Source organism: Flavobacterium ranwuense, from assembly GCF_004349315.1.
GTDB classification, from domain to species: Bacteria; Bacteroidota; Bacteroidia; order Flavobacteriales; family Flavobacteriaceae; genus Flavobacterium; species Flavobacterium ranwuense.
The window spans coordinates 48,958-69,511 of the sequence record NZ_SMLH01000001.1 but is presented as its reverse complement, the minus strand read 5'-3'; the positions used below and the strand labels follow the sequence as shown (position 1 = coordinate 69,511).

At 34.6% G+C, this 20,554-nt stretch carries 17 protein-coding genes and 1 riboswitch; of the genes, 12 read left to right on the top strand and 5 right to left on the bottom strand.

What is annotated here, in order from left to right:
- Nucleotides 1–112 precede the first annotated feature (112 nt).
- The 3 genes from E0I61_RS00290 (at nt 113) to E0I61_RS00280 (ending at nt 3,925) form a co-directional block, all read left to right on the top strand.
- A complete protein-coding gene (locus E0I61_RS00290) occupies nt 113–715 on the top strand; it encodes a DNA-3-methyladenine glycosylase family protein (protein ID WP_132068673.1) in 603 nt (200 codons plus the stop codon).
- A gap of 107 nt (nt 716–822) precedes the next feature.
- Nucleotides 823–1,353, top strand: a complete 531-nt coding sequence (locus E0I61_RS00285) for an inorganic diphosphatase (RefSeq protein WP_131991467.1) — start codon at nt 823–825, stop codon at nt 1,351–1,353.
- A gap of 112 nt (nt 1,354–1,465) precedes the next feature.
- Nucleotides 1,466–3,925: a sodium-translocating pyrophosphatase gene (locus E0I61_RS00280; protein ID WP_131991469.1), complete on the top strand. Its 2,460-nt coding sequence runs from the start codon at nt 1,466–1,468 to the stop codon at nt 3,923–3,925.
- Between the two features lie 71 nt (nt 3,926–3,996).
- On the opposite strand, the gene E0I61_RS00275 is transcribed toward E0I61_RS00280, so the two are convergent.
- Nucleotides 3,997–4,611, bottom strand: a complete 615-nt coding sequence (locus E0I61_RS00275; RefSeq protein ID WP_132068671.1) for a deoxynucleoside kinase — start codon at nt 4,609–4,611, stop codon at nt 3,997–3,999.
- Nucleotides 4,611–5,402, bottom strand: coding sequence for a hypothetical protein (locus E0I61_RS00270; RefSeq protein WP_132068669.1), 792 nt, complete (start codon nt 5,400–5,402; stop codon nt 4,611–4,613). The genes E0I61_RS00275 and E0I61_RS00270 overlap by 1 nt, the downstream gene beginning before the upstream one ends.
- Before the next feature lie 114 nt (nt 5,403–5,516).
- Here E0I61_RS00270 and E0I61_RS00265 point away from each other — a divergent pair, with 114 nt between their 5' ends.
- Together E0I61_RS00265 and E0I61_RS00260 are read left to right on the top strand one after the other, a co-directional pair.
- The gene (locus E0I61_RS00265) at nt 5,517–6,407 is read left to right on the top strand and encodes a GLPGLI family protein (protein ID WP_132068667.1); all 891 of its coding nucleotides are present in this window, start codon (nt 5,517–5,519) and stop codon (nt 6,405–6,407) included.
- 58 nt (nt 6,408–6,465) lie between these two features.
- On the top strand, nt 6,466–9,171 hold the full coding sequence (locus E0I61_RS00260; RefSeq protein ID WP_132068665.1) for a carboxypeptidase-like regulatory domain-containing protein: 2,706 nt from the start codon (nt 6,466–6,468) through the stop codon (nt 9,169–9,171).
- A gap of 54 nt (nt 9,172–9,225) precedes the next feature.
- Here the strand turns inward: E0I61_RS00260 and E0I61_RS16400 are convergent, their stop codons facing one another.
- The 3 genes from E0I61_RS16400 to metK all read right to left on the bottom strand — a co-directional run bounded on the left by E0I61_RS16400 (nt 9,226) and on the right by metK (nt 12,384).
- A complete protein-coding gene (locus E0I61_RS16400; protein WP_235832039.1) occupies nt 9,226–10,317 on the bottom strand; it encodes a DUF4153 domain-containing protein in 1,092 nt (363 codons plus the stop codon).
- Nucleotides 10,305–10,997: a DUF4153 domain-containing protein gene (locus tag E0I61_RS16395; protein ID WP_235832038.1), complete on the bottom strand. Its 693-nt coding sequence runs from the start codon at nt 10,995–10,997 to the stop codon at nt 10,305–10,307. Before E0I61_RS16395 ends, E0I61_RS16400 begins: the two co-directional genes overlap by 13 nt.
- A gap of 136 nt (nt 10,998–11,133) precedes the next feature.
- Nucleotides 11,134–12,384, bottom strand: a complete 1,251-nt coding sequence (gene metK / locus E0I61_RS00250; protein WP_132068663.1) for a methionine adenosyltransferase — start codon at nt 12,382–12,384, stop codon at nt 11,134–11,136.
- A gap of 744 nt (nt 12,385–13,128) precedes the next feature.
- Between metK and E0I61_RS00245 the strand changes: the two genes are divergently transcribed.
- The 7 genes from E0I61_RS00245 (at nt 13,129) to E0I61_RS00220 (ending at nt 20,551) form a co-directional block, all read left to right on the top strand.
- On the top strand, nt 13,129–13,338 hold the full coding sequence (locus tag E0I61_RS00245; RefSeq protein ID WP_132068661.1) for a hypothetical protein: 210 nt from the start codon (nt 13,129–13,131) through the stop codon (nt 13,336–13,338).
- 232 nt (nt 13,339–13,570) lie between these two features.
- Nucleotides 13,571–13,695: riboswitch (SAM riboswitch) on the top strand.
- Nucleotides 13,696–13,773: 78 nt separating this feature from the next.
- The gene (locus E0I61_RS16390) at nt 13,774–14,736 is read left to right on the top strand and encodes an alpha/beta fold hydrolase (protein WP_235832037.1); all 963 of its coding nucleotides are present in this window, start codon (nt 13,774–13,776) and stop codon (nt 14,734–14,736) included.
- Between the two features lie 24 nt (nt 14,737–14,760).
- Complete coding sequence (gene thrA, locus E0I61_RS00240; RefSeq protein WP_235832036.1) at nt 14,761–17,175, top strand: bifunctional aspartate kinase/homoserine dehydrogenase I; 2,415 nt, start codon at nt 14,761–14,763, stop codon at nt 17,173–17,175.
- 87 nt (nt 17,176–17,262) lie between these two features.
- Nucleotides 17,263–17,691, top strand: coding sequence for an OsmC family protein (locus tag E0I61_RS00235; RefSeq protein ID WP_132068659.1), 429 nt, complete (start codon nt 17,263–17,265; stop codon nt 17,689–17,691).
- Nucleotides 17,692–17,801: 110 nt separating this feature from the next.
- Nucleotides 17,802–18,974, top strand: a complete 1,173-nt coding sequence (locus E0I61_RS00230) for a trans-sulfuration enzyme family protein (RefSeq protein WP_131991489.1) — start codon at nt 17,802–17,804, stop codon at nt 18,972–18,974.
- A gap of 146 nt (nt 18,975–19,120) precedes the next feature.
- Nucleotides 19,121–19,531 (top strand): RrF2 family transcriptional regulator, encoded by a 411-nt coding sequence (locus E0I61_RS00225; RefSeq protein ID WP_132068657.1) that lies wholly within the window; start codon nt 19,121–19,123, stop codon nt 19,529–19,531.
- A 117-nt stretch (nt 19,532–19,648) separates the two neighbouring features.
- A complete protein-coding gene (locus E0I61_RS00220; protein ID WP_131991493.1) occupies nt 19,649–20,551 on the top strand; it encodes a sulfite exporter TauE/SafE family protein in 903 nt (300 codons plus the stop codon).
- Nucleotides 20,552–20,554: the final 3 nt, after the last annotated feature.

Below are 20,554 nucleotides of genomic sequence, written 5' to 3'. Positions count from 1 at the left end.
TAGGAGGAATCAGGAGCTATTTCCAGCTGTACACTTTATCTTTTTATAAGGCGAAGAAAAATCGCCTTATAAAAAGGATGCCGTTTCCATCTGGGCTAAAAAACATTAGACTATGCAAGAAGCCATCAACTATCTTTTAGAAAAAGATACCATTTTCAAAGCAATTATTGAACAATATGGAATGCCAACGATTCCCAAAAGGCCTCAAGGTTTTGAGACTTTGGTATTGTTGATTTTGGAACAGCAAGTGTCTATAGATTCGGCTAAAGCCACTTTTTTAAAAATAAAAGCGAGTCAAAAAACGGTAGCACCCGAAATTCTTCTTCAGGTATCCGATGCCGAATTTAGAAATCTTGGCGTAAGCCGCCAAAAAACGTCTTATATCAAAGCTTTGGCGACAGCTATTTTAAATAAAGACCTTGATTTAGAAAGTCTGCCAACCAAAACGGCTCAGCAAGTACGGGAGGAACTCATCAAGATCAAAGGAATAGGAAACTGGACTATCGATATCTACTTGATGTTTTGTCTGCAAGCCCCAGATTTATTACCGTTAGGAGATATTGCGGTAGTAAATACCATAAAAGAATTACTGGATATTCACGATAAAGACGCCATGGAAGTCCATACTATAAAATGGAGTCCGTATCGTTCTTTTGCAACCTATCTTTTGTGGCACCATTATTTAAACAAACGAAATAGGACGGTGGTTTACTAAAGTACTCACAGTTAAAATTTAATCAAGAGATAACATCAATTTTTTATTGTGCAACCGTATAGTTTCCTTATTTTTGCACCCATAATTATAGATAAGAAAAAACTAAAATGACTGCAGACAAATTAACAACTTTCGATGTCTTAATCGAAATACCAAGAGGAAGTAGAAATAAATACGAATATGATTTCGAAATAAAAAGAATGCGTTTTGACAGAATGTTATTCTCATCGATGATGTATCCGGCTGATTACGGATTTATCCCGGAAACATTAGCCTTAGACGGAGATCCATTAGATGTTTTGGTCTTGGTAACTGAACCGACTTTTCCTGGATGTGTAATGGAAGTAAAACCTATCGGTGTTTTCCACATGGCGGATGATAAAGGACCGGATGAAAAAGTAATCTGTGTACCCGTTTCAGATCCAATCTGGAATTCATTGGAAAACCTGTCAGATATTAATCCACACCTATTAAAAGAGATTGAACATTTCTTTCAGGTGTACAAAGATCTTGAAAACAAACAGGTTGATGTTGAAGGTTGGGGAGATGTAAATGAAGCGTATGCCATTATTAAAGAGTGTACGGAGCGTTTTGATCAAATTGAAAACAAACCAGAAGGATTATTTAGTATTAAATAAATAACTTCCATAATTTTTATAAAAAAAGCAACATTCTGTTAAGAGTGTTGCTTTTTTGTTTAAATTCGTTTTGTTACAGTATTAATTTTAACCAAAAAACCAAACCAAAATTATGAATACAATAATGATTTATTTGCCTATTGCCATGGCATTTATTGGACTGGCATTTATGTTTGCCAAGAGAAAATGGGTTTTAAAACAAGATCCGGGTGACGGCAAAATGAAAGAGATCTCAGATTACATCTACGAAGGGGCTTTGGCTTTCCTAAAAGCAGAATATAGGTTGTTAACTTTCTTTGTAATAGGAGCAAGTGCTGTTTTAGCCGGAATTTCATTTATCGTTCCTACCACACATATATTAATAGTTGTTGCTTTTATTTTCGGTGCTTTTTTCTCAGCTTTAGCGGGAAATATGGGAATGAAAATCGCAACAAAAACAAATGTCAGAACCACGCAGGCAGCACGTACCAGTTTGCCGCAAGCACTAAAAGTTTCTTTTGGCGGGGGAACGGTAATGGGATTAGGAGTTGCGGGTTTAGCCGTTTTAGGTTTGACAACCTTCTTTATTTTCTTTTTTCATTTCTTCATGAACGGCGTTTGGACTTCAACTGAAGACATGACCATTGTGTTAGAAACATTAGCAGGATTTTCTCTTGGAGCAGAATCTATCGCTTTGTTTGCGAGAGTTGGTGGCGGAATTTATACAAAAGCTGCCGATGTAGGCGCTGATTTAGTTGGGAAAATAGAAGCCGGAATTCCAGAAGATGACCCTCGTAATCCTGCTACAATTGCGGATAACGTAGGAGATAATGTAGGCGATGTTGCTGGAATGGGTGCCGATTTATTTGGTTCTTATGTAGCCACAGTTTTGGCGGCGATGGTTCTGGGAAATTATGTGATCAAAGACATGGGCGGAAATATTCAAGATGCTTTTGGCGGGATAGGACCTATTTTATTACCAATGGCAATCGCTGGTTTTGGTATTTTATTTTCTATTATCGGAACGATGTTAGTAAGAATTACAGATGATAATGCGAAAGAAGCGCAAGTTCAAAAAGCATTGAATATAGGAAACTGGGTTTCTATTATTTTAACAGCTATCGCTTGTTTCTTTTTAGTACAATATATGTTGCCGGAAACCATGAAAATGGATTTCTTTGGAGAAGGGACTAAAGAAATTTCGTCTATGCGCGTTTTCTATGCTACAATAGTAGGTCTTGTTGTTGGAGCCGTTATCTCATCGGTAACAGAATATTACACGGGATTGGGTACAAAACCAGTTATGGCGATTGTACAAAAATCAAGTACTGGAGCAGGAACTAACGTAATTGCAGGGTTAGCGACAGGAATGATTTCTACGTTTCCAACCGTTTTATTATTTGCAGCTGCGATTTGGACTTCGTATGCTTTTGCTGGATTCTACGGTGTGGCATTGGCCGCTTCGGCGATGATGGCAACAACGGCGATGCAATTAGCAATTGATGCTTTCGGACCAATATCAGATAACGCCGGTGGAATTGCTGAAATGAGCGAATTACCTAAAGAAGTGCGTACCAGAACGGATATTTTGGATTCGGTAGGAAATACAACGGCAGCAACAGGAAAAGGTTTTGCTATCGCTTCGGCGGCATTAACGTCACTGGCTTTATTCGCAGCGTATGTAACGTTTACAGGAATTGACGGAATCAATATTTTTAAAGCGCCTGTTTTAGCGATGTTATTTGTGGGAGGAATGATACCAGTAGTTTTCTCAGCTTTGGCTATGAATTCTGTTGGAAAAGCAGCGATGGACATGGTGTATGAAGTGCGTCGCCAGTTCAGGGAGATTCCAGGAATTATGGAAGGAACCGGAAAACCGGAATATGCTAAATGTGTCGATATTTCTACAAAAGCCGCTTTACGCGAAATGATGTTACCGGGTGTTTTAACAATTGGTTTTCCTATCGCTATTGTTCTTTTAGGTAAAATAGTATACGGGGAAAACAACCAATTGATTGCTGAAATGCTAGGAGGGTATATGGCTGGAGTAACTGTGTCTGGCGTGCTTTGGGCAGTTTTCCAAAACAATGCAGGTGGTGCTTGGGACAATGCCAAAAAATCTTTTGAAGCAGGAGTTCTGATTAATGGTGAAATGACCTATAAAGGTTCTGATGCGCATAAAGCAGCCGTGACTGGAGATACTGTTGGTGATCCGTTCAAAGATACTTCTGGACCATCGATGAATATTTTGATTAAATTAACGTGTTTGATAGGACTTGTGATTGCGCCAATTTTAGGTAATGGAAGTCATACCATTTCTGGTAAAGCAGGGTGCTGCGCTACAACTGAAATGTGTACTTCTATGTCCAAAGAAGAGTGTCTTGCAAAAGGATGTGACAGTAAAACGTGTAGGTTTATGAATGCAGGAGCGATACCAACTCATGTAATTTCTAAAGAAGTTGCTATCGAAAAAACGAATACTAATGGCGTGGTTGTGGCTAAAGTAACGACAACCTTAAATGGTCAAGTGGATACTCAAGTTTTCGAGGGCACTGATGCTGAAGTTCAGGCAAAAATTGATGCTTTGAAATAAAATATTTTGTTCCTAAATAAAAAATGCCTCGCAATTGCGAGGCATTTTTGTTTATAAAATGGAATAATTTTCTAGAATAACCCGTTCAATTCTGCATCGATACGGTTAAAAATAGTTCCTAAATCTTCAGGATTGTCAACAAAATTAATGTTGTCAACGTCAATAACCATTAATTTTCCTTTGTCGTAGGTTTGAATCCAACCTTCGTAGCGCTCGTTCAAACGGCTCAAATAATCAATGGATATTGAGTTTTCGTATTCACGGCCCCGTTTGTGTATTTGTCCCACTAAGTTAGGGATAGAACTTCTTAAATAAATCAATAAATCCGGCGCTTTAACCGTGGATTCCATTAATTCAAAAAGAGAGGAATAATTCTGGAAATCACGATTGGTCATCAAACCCATTGCGTAAAGGTTAGGCGCAAAAATATGAGCATCTTCATAAATAGTTCGGTCTTGTACTATTTTTTTACCGCTTTCACGAATTTGTATCACCTGACGGAAACGACTATTCAAGAAATATATTTGTAAATTAAAAGACCAACGTTCCATTTGATGATAAAAATCATCCAAGTACGGATTATCAACTACATCTTCAAAATGCGGTTCCCACTTGAAATGTTTCGCTAATAGACGCGTTAAAGTTGTTTTTCCCGAACCTATATTTCCTGCTATTGCTATGTGCATTATGGTAGTATGATTTTATAATTTGTAATTCCTGTTGATGTAAAAATAGATAAAATTTGGTCTTTGTAATAGAATTTTTTAAACGTTTTTTCTGAAATTTTAATTTCAGTTTTTTTACCTTTTTTCAAATCATATAAAGTCAAAACAGAGTCCTTGGAATAAATAATCTGATTTTCATTAATAATTGCAATGGAATCAAAATCAGGAATTATTCCCTTACTTATTATTTTTCCAAAAATGTCACATACATACCAGTTGTTTTTATTGTCAACCCAATGAAAGACATTGAAATCTGAAGAATAATTCTTAATGCTCTCTGTAAACGGAACTGAAATGGTCTTGTAATTATTGCTTAAATAATCATACAGTCCCAGTTGCTGATTCATACTATTGTAAATCCAAAACTGATTTTGAGATGCAATTCCAATTGCTGAAGCCACAATGGGAATTTCACGCTCTGAAAAATTGATTTTTTGGGTTTCATTCAATTGATTGTCCAATACGATAACAGTATTGAAATTTTCGTAAAACAAGACGATTTTAAGAGGGTTTTGTAAGTCAACTTTGGTGATTTTACCCAAAGAAATATTTTTATATTCTAAAGCATCTCGTGTATTAATTTTAGAAAAAACATTGTTTTTAATGGTGTAATAAAAACCAAATGAATCGTATCCTAAAAACGCATCTCCATCAAAACGGATGGAATCAATTTTAAGGGAAGTTAGTTTTTGGTTCTGACAAAACACAACTGAAAACGAAGCAATAAAGAGTAATAATACTAATTTCTTCATGAAAGCGAAATTACAATTAAACCTTTTATAATTAGGATTGTCTTACTATTATTTTAACAGAATGCGTGTAACAAAAACAGTATTTTTAAGTCTTATGTATTAAAATCCAATAGTATGTATAAAGTAATTTTCACATTAGTATTAGCTGTCGCATCATTTATGGGGCTTCACGCTCAGGAATTTCAAGGAATGGCAGTTTACGAATCGAAGACGAGTACCTCCGATTTCAAAACCAGAATGGAAGGCAATAAGGAGATGACTCCGGATATGCAAAAAAGGATTGAGGAAAGTATGAAAAAAATGTTTGAAAAAACATTCATTCTTAATTTTGATAAATCGGCATCTATATATAAAGAAGAAGAAAAATTAGATACGCCAGGTCAAGGTGGTGGCGGAATGCGAATGATGATGTCTATGGCGGGCGGAGGAGGAACGTATTATAAAAATGTAAAAGACAAGTCCTACACCGTTGATAAAGAGTTTATGGGAAAAGAATTTCTAGTAAAAGATTCGTTGCCCAATTTACAATGGAAAATGGAAAGTGAAACCCGAGTTATTGGGGGCTATAATTGTTTCAAAGCAACTGCTGTGCGTCCTGCGAGCAAAACAGATTTTAGAAATTTCAGACCAAAAAAAGAAGATACCGCAACAACAAAACCAGCTGATGCCGCAAAGAAAACGAATCTTATGGATGAGTTGGACATGCCTAAAGAAGTTATAATTACGGCTTGGTATACACCGGAAATTCCAGTGAATCAAGGGCCGGAAAACTACTGGGGATTACCTGGTTTAATATTGGAAGTAAATGACGGCAAAACGGTTACTTTATGTTCGAAAGTAGTTTTGAATCCTAAAGTTAAAACCGAAATAAAAGCGGCAACTAAAGGAAAAGTAACGACTCAAAAAGAATTTGACGAAATCGTATTGAAAAAAATGGAAGAGTTTAGAGAGATGAACCAAGGACGCGGTGGGAATGGCGGAATGAGAATGAGAATTGGAGGTTAATAATAAGCCAAATCAGAGTTTAAAATCAATACTATAAGATTTCATCCATAATTCCTAAATGAAAAACACAATACTAATTGCCTTGTTTCTTATTACCTCAATTTCCTTCGCACAATCCGTTAAATTAGAAGGGCTAATTACCGATTCAAAAACTGTTGGGCTTGAAATGGCCAATGTGATGGCGGTAAATAAAGCCACAAAAGGAATGGATTCCTACGCCATAACAAATGACAAAGGGAAGTTTGTACTTAATCTAAAACCAAATACAGCGTATAGTTTAAAAATCAGTTATTTGGGAATGCAGAATAAAGAACTGGACATTACCACGACTTCAGAAAATAGCATTAAGAGCATTGTGCTTGAAGAAGGCGGAATTGAATTGGACGGAGTCGAAATTGTTCGTGAAATGCCGGTTTCGATAAAAGGAGATACCATTGTTTATAATGCTGATTCTTTCAAATCCGGAACAGAACGAAAACTGGAAGACTTGCTGAAAAAATTACCCGGAGTGGAAGTAAACGCAGATGGAGAAGTTGAAGTCGAAGGTAAAAGAGTAACTAAATTGATGGTAGAAGGCAAAGATTTTTTTGATGGCGACACTAAGTTGGGCGTAAAAAACATTCCTGCGGATGCCATTGATAAAATTCAAGTGTTGCGAAACTACAGCGAAATAGGTGCGCTAAAAGGAGTGGAGAATAATCAGGACAATATTGCGATGAACATCAAACTTAAATCAGGAAAGAAAAATTTCTGGTTTGGAGATATGACGGCAGGAATTGGAGTGGCACACGAGGAAAGTCGCTATTTAATAAACCCGAAATTATTTTATTACAATCCAAAATACAGTATCAATTTAATCACAAATTTCAATAATATTGGCGAATTGCCGTTGACGGTACAGGATTATTTTAAATTCACGGGCGGTTTTAGAGGTATGATGCAAAAAGGCGGTTCCAGTTTTAATGTCTCTTCAAATGATTTAGGAATTTCACTTTTAAGAAATAATAGAGCTAAAGAAATTGAGACTAAATTTGGAGCTACAAATTTTTCATACAATGTAAATAAAGCGTGGACTTTAAGTGGTTTTGGGATTCTTTCTTCTTCTGAAACTGATTTAGAAACGAAGTCACAAACAAATATTTTACAGCCTAATTCTTCTGAAATTCTTTCTACAGAGAATCGTCAGGAAACTGCGAATCAAAAAAGTAATTTGGGATTGTTCAAATTGAGTTCCAGCTATAAACCGACTACGAAGTTTCAATTTGACTATGATGTATTGGCTAAATTGTCCAAACAGGATGAGAATAATTCGTTATTGAGAGAGTCTATTGTCAATAATAATAATGCTACAACTGAAAACATCAATACATTAAAAAAGCAAGATCCAATTTCAGTAAATCAAAACCTGAGTTTGTATTACACACAAAGCGATAAAAATATTTTTGCTTTCGAAATGCAACATTTGTACCAAGAGGAAGATCCTTTTTATAATGCTAATTTACAATCGCAACCTTTTAATTTAGCCGATTATATTTCTGGGCAAAATAGAAATAACATCAATCAAAGTCGTTTTGTAAAAACCAATAAGATTGACGCTAAATTGGATTATTATTACATGGTTACACCAAAAAGCAACATCAATGTTACGCTAGGAAATACGTATTCCCATCAAAATTTCAACTCCAGTATTTTTCAGATTTTGGATAACGAAACGGTCAACAATTTAGATGATGTTGCGAATACAAATGATGTGAATTACAATTTCAACGATACATTTTTAGGATTGCATTATAAGATTTTGAGCGGAAAATTCACTTTTACACCAGGAGTGAGTCTGCACAGTTACAACATGACAAATGAGCAATTAGGAACCAATAATAGTCAAAATTTCTTCAGAGCATTACCGGATTTCTTGGCGATTTATCAAATCAAAAAGTCGGAAACATTAACCTATAATTTTTCATACACCAATAATTTCAGCGATATAAACCAACTTGCCGAAGGATTTATTTTCTCAAATTACAACAGTTTGACAAAAGGAAACCGGCTTTTAGAAAACGCTACGGCACAAGTACATTCGTTACGTTACTTTAAATACAACATGTTTAATTTTGAAAACATAACCGCTTTTGTCAATTATTCCAAAAGAGTCGATGCGATAAAAACCAGAGCTATATTCAACGGAGTAAATCAAACATCATCTCCTTTCAACTCTGATTTTGCAGATGAAACGCTGTCAGGAAATGGTTCTTACGGACGTTCTTTTTTGAAGAATTACAAAGCCTCTTTGGGAGCTTCTCTAAATTGGTCTAAGTTCAATAACATTCAGAACAATGTGTTGTCAACAAACGAGAGTTTTACCCAAAACTATACATTGAAAGCGTCTACGAATTACAAGAATATGCCCAATCTGGAGTTGGGGTATAATATTGTAACCAACGATTATAATAATGCTACTTTTTACACGGAAAAGCCTTTTGCAAGACTGGATTATTTCTTCTTGAACAGTTTTTCATTCGTAACGGAGTATGAGTTTTATCATTATTATAACAACACTAAAACGGTCAATAATGAATATGATTTTTTAAGTGCCAGTTTGATTTATCAAAAGAAAGGCAGCAAGTTAGAATATAAAGTAAGCGGAACGAATTTGTTGAACACAACCTCGTTAAATGATGATAATTTTAGCCAGTTTGCAACCAGAACTTCGCAATATACAGTACAACCGCGCTATGTGATTTTTTCTTTAAAGTATAATTTGTAGTAGATTTGCCAGAAGATAAAAGGCCTTTGAAGGTCATTCTTCAAAGGCTTTTTTTTAGTTTTTAATTCCCAATAACACTTTGATTTGGAACTGATTTACCGTTTTTTTATTTCCTTTTCTATCTCCACTTACGTTTATGTAGTATATTAAAATCGTGTATTTAGGAGTTTCAATTTTTTGTGTAATCTTTTGTTTCCAATTTTCATTATAATCAAAATCTGGGGTTTGGTTCACAAAATCCACAATCTTCAACGGAACAATGTCCTGGTTGATTTGTAAGTCTACTCCGTATTCTTTTTTAGTAGAAATAATGGAGTAAGACTTATTGTCGATTTTTACACATTCGTTACATTCTAAATCTTCAGTATTCAAAATGGAAAAAGACACATCATACCCTTGAATGTTTTCAATATTTTGATTGTTGTTTTCGTAAAAATTATAAAAATATTCTTTGTTGTTTTTTCCTTTTTGGTCGTATGGAGAGCGATAATCGAGCCCCAATGCTTCCATGATTTGGGAAGAATTTGGATTTTTGTCCTTTTTAATCAGAGCAGTTAGTTTGTCTTTTGTAAAAGGAAGAAGTACTTCTGAACCATAATTTTCTTTTAAGAAATCTACGATACTGCTTAAATCTTGCTCATGTTCGAAAGTGAGTTTTTCCTTTTCTATTTTTTGCAAATAGGACTCAAATCTGGAAAGCTGACTGTTTTTGGATATTGAATCTGCACTTTGCGGTCCAAGAATGGTAAGCAAAGCTGTTATGCACATTGTGATAGGAATGAACTTTATTTTAGGTTCTTTTTTGATTATAAAATAGGCTACTACAATCGTTAACCAAATTGATAATGCCAATACATAATAGCGTTCATGCGTAAATCCATAGAGATGGATTCTATATAAAATAGCCCAAAACAACAATCCCAATAACGGGACTAATAAATAATAAAACCAACGGTTAAAGGTTCGCATCCAAAGATTTCCAGTTTCTTCGGCAATAGGATGTACGAGTAAAAAAGAGAGTATTCCAAAGATGGCAAAAACTAAAACGAGATTAGAAACCCAGCCCACAGGCAAAGAAAGTGTGACTAAGATTTTAGTTTCATAACAAATCAAAATCACCAGATAAATGCTGATTAATGGAAGCAATACATATTGAGTGAAATTTTAAGCCCTTTTGGATACTTTAAAATAAGTGGAGTCGATTCATTGTTGGTTTCAGGAACGCCAGATAAAAAGAAAATGGTATTAAATATTCCTGCGATGATAAAGAATAAGTGTATATAAATATTTTCATAAAAATCTACATTGAATAAATGGTGTACCGCAAAAATAGCCAAGGATAATCCGGAATATAGCACAACGCTATACAAGGCAGCGGTTAGAATACGAAGGAAAAGTTGTTTGTTGAATTCCCAAAATTCTTCTTGGTTGTAGACTTTTGATATAAAACCCGCAAACGAAACCAATAGATGCAAAGCAATATTGAGTACTAAAAACTGCAATGCTTCTGCCTCCGTTATTTTTTTCGAAAAGCTAAATATAAAAGCAGTTACTAATCCGCCAAGTAGTAAACTTGTCAAAAATCGAATCCAACTGTTCTTCTGAGTCGCGGAGAAATATAAACTAACGGAAAGAAATAAAACCAAACACAGCGAGCAAGACATGATGCTTTTAGTATAAAAAGTCTCCATTGTATCATTTCTTTCCTCTGAGAGTGAAATTGCGAATACAGTCCCTAAAATTATCAGTATGGTTTCCAGAGGGAATCTGAAAATGGTTTTTTGTGAAGCTTGTAGTACGCTCTGGAAAGAAGGGAATCTAGCCATGATTTTGGTAAGTTATTTTGTACTAAGTAAGGAAAAATACCGCACATAGCCAAACAAAAACCCCGAAGTCTGCAGTAGCAGAATTCGGGGTTTGATATATAATCAGATTTAAATTTCTATAGTTCTAAAACCAAAATTACAATCCAAATGCTGTTTTAACTTGCTCTACAAAATCTAATTTTTCCCAAGTAAACAATTCAACAGTAACTGTTTTTTCGTTTCCACCTGGAGCAGAAAAAGTTTTAGTAACTGTTTCTGGTGTACGACCCATGTGGCCGTAAGCAGCAGTTTCGCTATAGATTGGGTTCCTTAATTTTAAACGTTGTTCGATAAAGTAAGGACGCATATCAAAAATAGCTTCTACTTTTTTGGCAATTTCACCATTGGTCAAATTCACTTTTGAAGTTCCGTATGTATCGATAAAAATACCCATTGGTTTAGCAACACCAATTGCATACGAAACCTGTACTAAAATCTCGTCAGCAACACCCGCTGCAACTAAATTTTTAGCAATGTGACGTGTAGCATAAGCAGCACTTCGGTCTACTTTACTTGGATCTTTTCCAGAGAATGCACCACCACCGTGAGCACCTTTTCCACCGTAGGTATCTACAATGATTTTTCTTCCTGTCAATCCAGTATCTCCGTGTGGTCCTCCAATTACGAATTTCCCTGTTGGATTGATATGGTATTGGATTGCATCGTTGAATAAATGAGCATGCGCAGGGTTTTTAGCAATAATCCTTGGAATCAAAATTTCAACGATGTCTTTTTTGATTTTTGCAAGCATTGTTGCTTCTTCGTCAAAATCATCATGTTGTGTTGAGATTACAATAGCATCAATACGAGTTGGCTTATTGTCATCACTATATTCTAAAGTTACTTGAGATTTAGCATCAGGACGCAAATACGTAATTTCGTTATTTTCACGTCTTAAAACAGCTAATTCCTGTAATAATTTATGAGATAAATCAAGTGCCAAAGGCATATAATTTTCTGTTTCATTTGTAGCATAACCAAACATCATTCCTTGGTCACCAGCACCTTGTTCTTCAGGATTTGCTCTGTCAACTCCTTGATTGATATCAGCAGATTGTTCGTGAATAGCAGAAAGAATTCCACAAGAATTGGCTTCAAACATGTATTCGCTTTTTGTGTAACCAATTTTTCTGATTACGTCACGAGCGATTTGTTGTACGTCTAAATAGGTATTTGATTTTACTTCACCAGCCAAAATTACCTGGCCAGTAGTCACTAAAGTTTCGCAAGCTACTTTTGAGTCAGCATCAAATGCCAAAAAATTATCAATTAATGCATCCGAAATTTGATCTGCAATTTTGTCTGGATGTCCTTCGCTTACAGATTCTGACGTAAATAAATAGGCCATAATAATTATTATTTTAAAATTAAGCGAGAAAAAATAATTGCTGAAAAGGACTAAAGAAGAGTTTCTGCTTTAGCATTTTTTCTACTGAAAAATTTTCAGTATTCATAATGAATTGATTTCATTATGAAGAGGTTGCAATCAGTTCAAATTTTTCCTCTTGTATTCGGGTGCAAATGTATGAAACCATTTTGAATTGCAAATTAATCTTAACTTTTTTTTGCTGATAAATCTTTTCATCTGCTTATATAAATATATAAAGAGAGTGTGGGGTTCGTTTTTCTTTGTGTTTTTTTTCAAAATTTATTTGGAAAATTCAGAAATAGTTAGCATATTTGTTACAACAAAAAACGAAAGATGAAATTTAATGTGTGTAATATGTATAAAGCCATTCAGGAAAAATCCTGTGGGTCGTCTATTGCTTAAATTTAAATTAAAATTTATATAGCAAAAGCCTCCCAAGAAAATGGGAGGCTTTTTTTTTGAAATCTATCTAGCTGAAAACAAAACAATATTAATTATAGAATGAATAACCTAAAAATCCAGAATACAAATAATTTTAAAGTCAAAAATATGATTTGTGCCAATGCCATTATGTGCATTCGTGTCTGTTGATTCCAAAAGTATAAGTTTATAACACAACTTAAAACCCTTTTGGATACGTATCTAAAAGGGTTTTTTTCATTTATTCTGAATTTGTTTCAGAATCTAATTCACAAAAAAAATAATATCTAATATCTTACAATTATGACTGCAGCAAAACATTTCTTAAAGACATTTCAGTTACTAAAAGGCTTTAGTTTCAGAACCAAAACAGAAAAGGAAAACGATTCAAAAAATGAATTGACCAATCCAAGATTTAAAATATCAAAAAATGACCCTTTGGCGCAAAAAAAAGTACCTAATTCATTACTGTTCCAAATGTATTCAAAGGAAAATGAAGAACTTTTTATTTAAAAAAAGTGATAGTCATTTTAGCTTTTGAATCTTCGATAGTAAATCTCAAATTACGATTTAGACGAAAGATAAAACCATAGTATTGTGTTTTCTCTTTCGTCGGGATAATGATTATGCGTGCGATTTTTTCCAGTCAATTTGCAAAAAATCAATTAGAACCAATTTGATAAAAATTTGGTTGTTAAAAAAAAAAATAGTTAATTTGTGCCTTTAAGTTCAAAAACGTATTGAAATGTTATAAAGAAAGGCAGAGGGATTAGACCCGATGAAGCCTTAGCAACCCTTCGATTTATCGAAGAAGGTGCTGCATTCTACCTTTATTCTGAATTATTTCAGAATCTAAAGGAAAGATAACACAAAGAATTCTTCTAGTTCACTTCTAGCTTTCTTTCTAATATTTCCAGACACAAATCAAAAATCATAAAAGATTTGAAATTGGAAAATAAACCAACATCTATTACATTACAAAATTTCACCACCGAAAGTGGGGCTTTTTATGCTACCTTAAATTTAAGTTTTCAAGTTTTTGGACCAGTTTTACATACAGCTCCAATCGTTTTGGTAAATCATGCCTTGACTGGAAATTCCCAAGTTGTGGGAGATAACGGTTGGTGGAATGATTTAATTGGAGCGCATAAAACCATCGATACCAATAAATATACGATTCTGGCTTTTAATGTTCCCGGAAATGGTTTTGATGATGCTATCATTGAAAATTATTCGGATTTTAATACCAGAGATATTGCCAGAATTTTTATTGAAGGCGTTCATTTCCTTAAAATAGAACGACTCTATGCTATTATTGGCGGTTCTGTTGGCGGAGGAATTGCTTGGGAACTGGTGGCTTTAGAACCAAAAATAACGCAACATTTAATTCCTATTGCAACCGATTGGAAGTCGACGGATTGGTTAATTGCCAATTGTTTTTTGCAGGAACAAATCCTGAAAAATTCGTCAAAACCTATTGAAGATGCTCGAATTCATGCCATGCTTTGCTACCGAACTCCGGAATCTTTCACTGCAAAATTTCAGAGAACCACAAATGAGGAACTAGCCATTTTTAATGTAGAAAGTTGGTTGGGTCATCATGGCAAAAAGCTTCAAAAACGTTTTCAAATTTCGTCTTACAAAATGATGAATCAACTCTTGAAGACGATAGATATTACCAGAAACAACGATTCATTCGAAGAAATAACGTCAAAAATTGAAGCTGATATTCATATTATCGGCATCAACTCAGACTTGTTTTTTACGGCAAATGAAAATAAAGCAACTTACGAGGGATTAAAAAAATATAAAAATAATGTCACCTATCAAGAAATTGTTTCTATTCACGGACACGATGCTTTTTTGATAGAATACAAACAATTAGACAATTTGCTTGCTGCTATTTTTTAGAAGCAACACAACACAACACACAAAATGAAAATATTAAAATTTGGAGGTAAATCTTTATCGAATGGCGACGGAATAAATAAGGTAGTTGCAATTATTACAGATAAAGTAAATCAAGGAGAGCAAATTGCTATTGTAGTATCGGCACGTGGAAATGCTACTGATGAATTGGAAGAAATTTTAAGTATTGCTTCTAAAAATGGAAATTACAAACCTTTATTTGAGGATTTCAAAAAGTACCAACAAGACAATTACCAAGAGGTAGATTTGTCTGAGGAATTCAATGTTTTAGAAAAATTATTCGAAGGCGTTAGTTTAATTGGCGATTACAGTAATAAAATTAAAGACCAAATTTTATCAAAAGGAGAATTGCTTTCTGCAAAATTACTGACGGCTATTTTGGTTGAAAATGGAATAAATGCCCGTTTTGCCGATACTCGAGAATTGATAAAAACCGATTCTAAATTTGGTGATGCACAACCTTTGGAACAAATTTCAAAGAAAAATGTAATCAATTATTTCAAGCAAAATAACGGAACAACAGTGAACATTGTTACTGGTTTTATTGGTTCTAATAACAATAATGACACAACCACTTTAGGAAGAAATGGCAGTAATTACACCGCTTCTTTGATTGCGAATTACTTAAATGCGGACGAATTACAGAATTATACACACGTAGACGGAATTTATACGGCGAATCCGGATTTAGTGCTTGATGCTAAAAAAATTGACCATTTGACTTTTAACGAGGCGAATGAGTTGGCTAATTTTGGAGCGACAATTCTTCATGCAAAAACCATTATTCCTTTGTTGGAAAAAAACATTCCGCTTCGTATTTTGAACACATTCAATCACGAAAATAAAGGAACATTAATCACATCCAATTCTAGCAAAGAAGGAATTAAAACACTTTCGGTACTTGAAAATGTATCATTAGTTAACCTGGAAGGAAGAGGATTGCTGGGGAAAACTGGCGTAGATGCCCGTATTTTTAGAGTGATGGGCGATAATGATATCAGCGTAAGCATCATTTCTCAAGGTTCTTCAGAAAGAGGAATTGGTTTGGTAGTTGCCGCAGATAAAGCGACTAAAGCAATGATCGAATTAGAGAAAGAATTCGAAAATGATTTTTATTCAAAAGATGTGAATAAAATCACGGTTACTGATAATGTTTCGGTGATTTCTATCATTGGGCAGGATTTAAGTACGTTCCATAAGCCTTATACAGCATTGATAAAAAATAAAATTGTCCCTATACTTTTCAATAACACAGTTACGGGTAAAAACGTGAGTTTAGTGGTTAAAAAATCACAACTGAACAAAGCCTTAAATGTGATTCACGGGGAGATTTTTGGAGTTTCTAAGAAAATTAATATCGCTATTTTCGGACATGGATTAGTGGGTGGAACTTTGATTAACCAAATATTGGAATCAGCTGCAACTATTGAGAAAAGAAAAGACATCAAACTGAATGTTTTTGCTATTGCGAATTCAAGTAATGTACTTTTAAATAAAAACGGCGTTACTCCAAATTGGAAAAATGAAATTCAAAATAATGGCTTTTCTTATACTATCGATGATGTAATTGCTTACGCAAATGAGCATCATTTGGAGAATTTGATTGCGATTGATAACACTGCAAGTGTCACATTTGTTGAAAATTATATTCCGCTGGCAGAAAGCAGTTTCGATTTGATTTCTTCTAATAAAGTAGCCAATACATTAAGTTATAGTTTTTATAAAAAATTGCGAAAAGTACTTGCGGACAATCAAAAGAGCTATCTTTATGAAACCAATGTTGGAGCAGGATTGCCGTTGATTGATACGATTAAATTATTACACCTTTCAGGAGAAAATATTACGAAAATTAAAGGTGTTTTCTCTGGAACATTGAGTTATTTATTCAATAATTTTTCTTCCAAAGACGCTCCGTTCAGCGAAATATTGAAGGAAGCAATTGATAATGGATATACCGAGCCTGATCCAAGAGAAGATTTGTGTGGGAATGATGTAGGTCGAAAATTATTGATTTTGGCTAGGGAATTAGACTTGCAAAATGAGTTTGAAGAAATCAATATTCAAAATTTAATTCCTGAACATTTACGGGAAGGTGATGTTTCTGATTTTCTAAATAAACTGACGGAGTTTGATTCAATCTATGCTAAAATAAAAGCGGAGCAAAAACCCAATCACGTATTGCGATACATAGGTGAATTGTCGGGCGATTTGCAAAATGACAAAGGGAATCTGGAAGTGAAATTAGTTTCTGTGCCATCAGATACAGCTTTAGGCGGATTAAAAGGTTCAGATTCTTTCTTCGAAATTTACACGGAATCGTATGGTGACAGACCAATTGTCATTCAAGGTGCGGGCGCAGGATCAGCAGTGACGGCGAGAGGAGTTTTTGGAGATATTTTGAGGCTGTCGGATAAAGGTTAGGGATTTTAGAATTTAGATTTTAGAATAAAAATAATTGTTGAATCCGCGTTTGGAAATCCGCGTCATCAGCGTTCAAAAAAGATAACAATGAAAATAACACTTAACAGAGTAAACGACAATTTCCACTTTGAATTAAAAAATGAACGTGGTCATATTGTAAATGTAGATAGTCGTCCGGAATTTGGCGGAAATGATATGGGAGCAAGCCCAATGGAATTGGTATTAATGGGTGTTGCAGGTTGTAGCGCGATTGATATGATTTCGATTCTAAAGAAACAACGTCAGGAAATCACGGCTTTCAAAGCTGAGGTTGAAGGCGAACGCGTACAAGTAGGAGAGGCAAAACCATTCAAGGATATTTACATAGTGTTTTATTTGGAAGGCCCAATCAATGAAGAAAAAGCAGCTAGAGCCGCACAACTTTCTTTTGAGAAATATTGTTCTGTTTCAAAAACATTGGAACCAACCGCAACCATACATTATAAAGTAGTTTTGAACGGAGTTGAATTGGCGTAAAGTTAAATTCACGAACTTTTAAAACTTTAATTTAAAACAATAAAGAGTCTTTTTTATAGAAAGATTACAAGGGGAATCTCTGTGAAATAACTCTTTGAAAAACAATAACAATGAACGAACAAGAATTTGGTTTTGAAACACAAGCCATACGTACCCAATTGGAAAGAACCCAATTTCAGGAACACTCTGTGCCTTTATACTTAACCTCTAGTTTTGTATTTGAAGATGCTGAAGATATGAGAGCGTCTTTTGCTGAGGAGAAAGATCGAAATATTTATAGCCGATACAGCAATCCAAATACCAACGAGTTTATAGATAAAATTTGTAAAATGGAAGGTGCTGAATCGGGTTTTGCCTTTGCCTCTGGAATGGCGGCTGTGTATTCAACTTTGGCGGCTTTGTTGAACTCAGGAGACCATATTGTTTCGGCAAGTAGTGTTTTTGGAGCGACACATTCATTGTTTATCAATTATTTTCCAAAATGGGGAATTGAAACATCTTATTTTAATATCGACAAGCCAGAAACCATTGAAAGTTTGATAAAACCTAATACAAAGATTCTTTTTGCAGAATCTCCAACCAATCCAGCGGTAGATATTATCGATTTGGAACTGTTAGGTACTATTGCCAAAAAGCATAATTTGATTTTGATTATTGACAACTGTTTTGCTACACCTTATTTGCAGCAACCGATAAAATGGGGAGCACATTTGGTGGTGCATTCAGCTACAAAATTAATAGATGGTCAAGGTAGAGTTTTAGGTGGAATTACAGTTGGAGATGCCGAGTTGATTCAAAAAATCTATTTATTTTCTCGACTTACCGGCCCTTCCTTATCCCCATTTAATGCTTGGGTATTATCAAAAAGTTTAGAAACTTTGGCGATTCGTTTAGATAGACATTGTGAAAATGCCTTGAAAGTGGCTGAGTTTCTGGAAAGTCATCCTCAGGTTAATAAAGTGAAGTATCCTTTCTTGAAATCGCATCCGCAATACGAAATTGCTCAAAAGCAAATGAAATTGGGAGGAAACATTGTCGCTTTTGAAATAAAAGGCGGTCTTGAAGCTGGAAGAAACTTTTTGGATAAATTAAAACTATGCTCTTTATCACCAAATTTGGGAGATACCAGAACGATTGTAACGCATCCGGCTTCTACAACGCATAGTAAGTTATCAGTTGAAGAACGTTTAGCAGTAAGTATTACCGATGGTTTAGTTCGTGTTTCAGTAGGTTTAGAAACCGTGGGAGATGTGATTGCTGATTTGGAGCAGGCACTTTCGTAAGGATTTTTAGTATGTAGATTAACGATTTTTGATTGCAGATTTACTACAAATCAAAAATCGTTAATCTCCATTCAGTATTCTTAAATCAAAAAGTATATTTTTGTTGCAATCAAAAATCGTTAATCTCCAATCTTATATTTTTTAAAATGCTTTCAAAAAAAACAAAATACGGAATAAAAGCGTTGTCATTTTTGGCTCGTCAAGAGAATCAAATCCCGGTTCCAATTGCGGATATTGCAAAAAGTGAAAACATTTCGATTAAGTTTTTGGAGAGTATTTTATTACTCTTGCGTTATTCTGGTTTTTTAGGAGCCAAAAAAGGAAAAGGCGGAGGATACTACCTGATAAAAGAGCCAAAAGACATTAATATGGCTCATGTCTATCGAATTCTTGAAGGGCCAATCGCACTTTTGCCTTGCGTAAGCCATAATTTTTATGAAAAATGTGACGATTGTGTTGACGAGGCCAATTGTTCGGTTCATAAACTAATGACTGAAGTCCGTGACAATACGCTTATGATATTGGAAAATAATACACTGGCTGATATTGCATTTTAGATAATAAATCACAAAATAAATTTTGTAGTTAAGTTAAAAGTTTTACTTTTGCACAGTAATCTACTATTCCGATGGGGTAATGGATTTAAATAATTAAAACAGTTGAATTTCAAAAGCATGAGCAAAGAATTGAAAGAGATTAATATCAGTGCAAAATCGGAAACTACTTTCGCAGAGCGTTTATGGGTTATAATTCCTGTTGTTTTGTTGGTAGGATTGTTTTCGACATTAGTGTACAATCATTATGCTGAGTTTTCCTGGAATGGCTTTTTGGCAGGCTTCAATCAGGAGTTTTTAATTTTTTTCTGTATTGGGATTTTTGCTCAATTAGTAGATGGAACTTTAGGAATGGGTTATGGAGCAACTTCTACTTCTTTTTTATTGGCGTATGGAATTCCGCCGGCAATTAGTAGTACAGGTGTTCATGTTGCTGAAATGTTTACTACCGGAGTTTCTGCCATTTCTCATCATCGATTTGGGAATATCAATAAAAAATTAGTGAGACATTTATTAATTCCCGGTGTTTTGGGCTCTATTGCGGGTGCTTATTTGTTATCTGATGTGATTGACGGAGATATGATTAAGCCATTTATAGCAGTTTATATGATTGCGCTGGCAATTATAATTATTAGAAAAGCATTAAAAAAGAATATCATTAAAAAGAAAACTAAAAAATTAGGTATTTTGGCTTCTTTCGGAGGTTTTATGGATGCTGTTGGCGGTGGCGGATGGGGACCAATTGTGACTTCAACTTTGCTTGGAAACGGCAGAAATCCTCGCTATACTATCGGTTCTGTAAATGCAGCCGAGTTTGCTGTAGCTTTTGCCAGTGGTGTAACATTTATGCTTTTTGGGGGAATTCAAGGATGGCAAGTGATTATAGGATTGATTTTAGGTGGTGTGATTGCCGCTCCAATTGCCGCTATTTTAGTCAATAAAATAAAGAGAAAACCTATGATGATTTTGGTAGGGATTTTAATTATCGTTTTGAGTTTAAAAACACTGTCTAAATTATTATAAAAG

Coding starts and splice junctions, on each gene's coding strand:
- E0I61_RS00235 (WP_132068659.1), top strand. CDS start 17,263: ATGAAAATAACACTTAACAGAGTAAACGACAATTTCCACTTTGAATTA.
- thrA (WP_235832036.1), top strand. CDS start 14,761: ATGAAAATATTAAAATTTGGAGGTAAATCTTTATCGAATGGCGACGGA.
- metK (WP_132068663.1), bottom strand. CDS start 12,384: ATGGCCTATTTATTTACGTCAGAATCTGTAAGCGAAGGACATCCAGAC.
- E0I61_RS00220 (WP_131991493.1), top strand. CDS start 19,649: ATGAGCAAAGAATTGAAAGAGATTAATATCAGTGCAAAATCGGAAACT.
- E0I61_RS00275 (WP_132068671.1), bottom strand. CDS start 4,611: ATGCACATAGCAATAGCAGGAAATATAGGTTCGGGAAAAACAACTTTA.
- E0I61_RS00260 (WP_132068665.1), top strand. CDS start 6,466: ATGAAAAACACAATACTAATTGCCTTGTTTCTTATTACCTCAATTTCC.
- E0I61_RS00285 (WP_131991467.1), top strand. CDS start 823: ATGACTGCAGACAAATTAACAACTTTCGATGTCTTAATCGAAATACCA.
- E0I61_RS00270 (WP_132068669.1), bottom strand. CDS start 5,402: ATGAAGAAATTAGTATTATTACTCTTTATTGCTTCGTTTTCAGTTGTG.
- E0I61_RS16395 (WP_235832038.1), bottom strand. CDS start 10,997: ATGGCTAGATTCCCTTCTTTCCAGAGCGTACTACAAGCTTCACAAAAA.
- E0I61_RS00265 (WP_132068667.1), top strand. CDS start 5,517: ATGTATAAAGTAATTTTCACATTAGTATTAGCTGTCGCATCATTTATG.
- E0I61_RS00280 (WP_131991469.1), top strand. CDS start 1,466: ATGAATACAATAATGATTTATTTGCCTATTGCCATGGCATTTATTGGA.
- E0I61_RS00230 (WP_131991489.1), top strand. CDS start 17,802: ATGAACGAACAAGAATTTGGTTTTGAAACACAAGCCATACGTACCCAA.
- E0I61_RS00290 (WP_132068673.1), top strand. CDS start 113: ATGCAAGAAGCCATCAACTATCTTTTAGAAAAAGATACCATTTTCAAA.
- E0I61_RS00225 (WP_132068657.1), top strand. CDS start 19,121: ATGCTTTCAAAAAAAACAAAATACGGAATAAAAGCGTTGTCATTTTTG.
- E0I61_RS00245 (WP_132068661.1), top strand. CDS start 13,129: ATGACTGCAGCAAAACATTTCTTAAAGACATTTCAGTTACTAAAAGGC.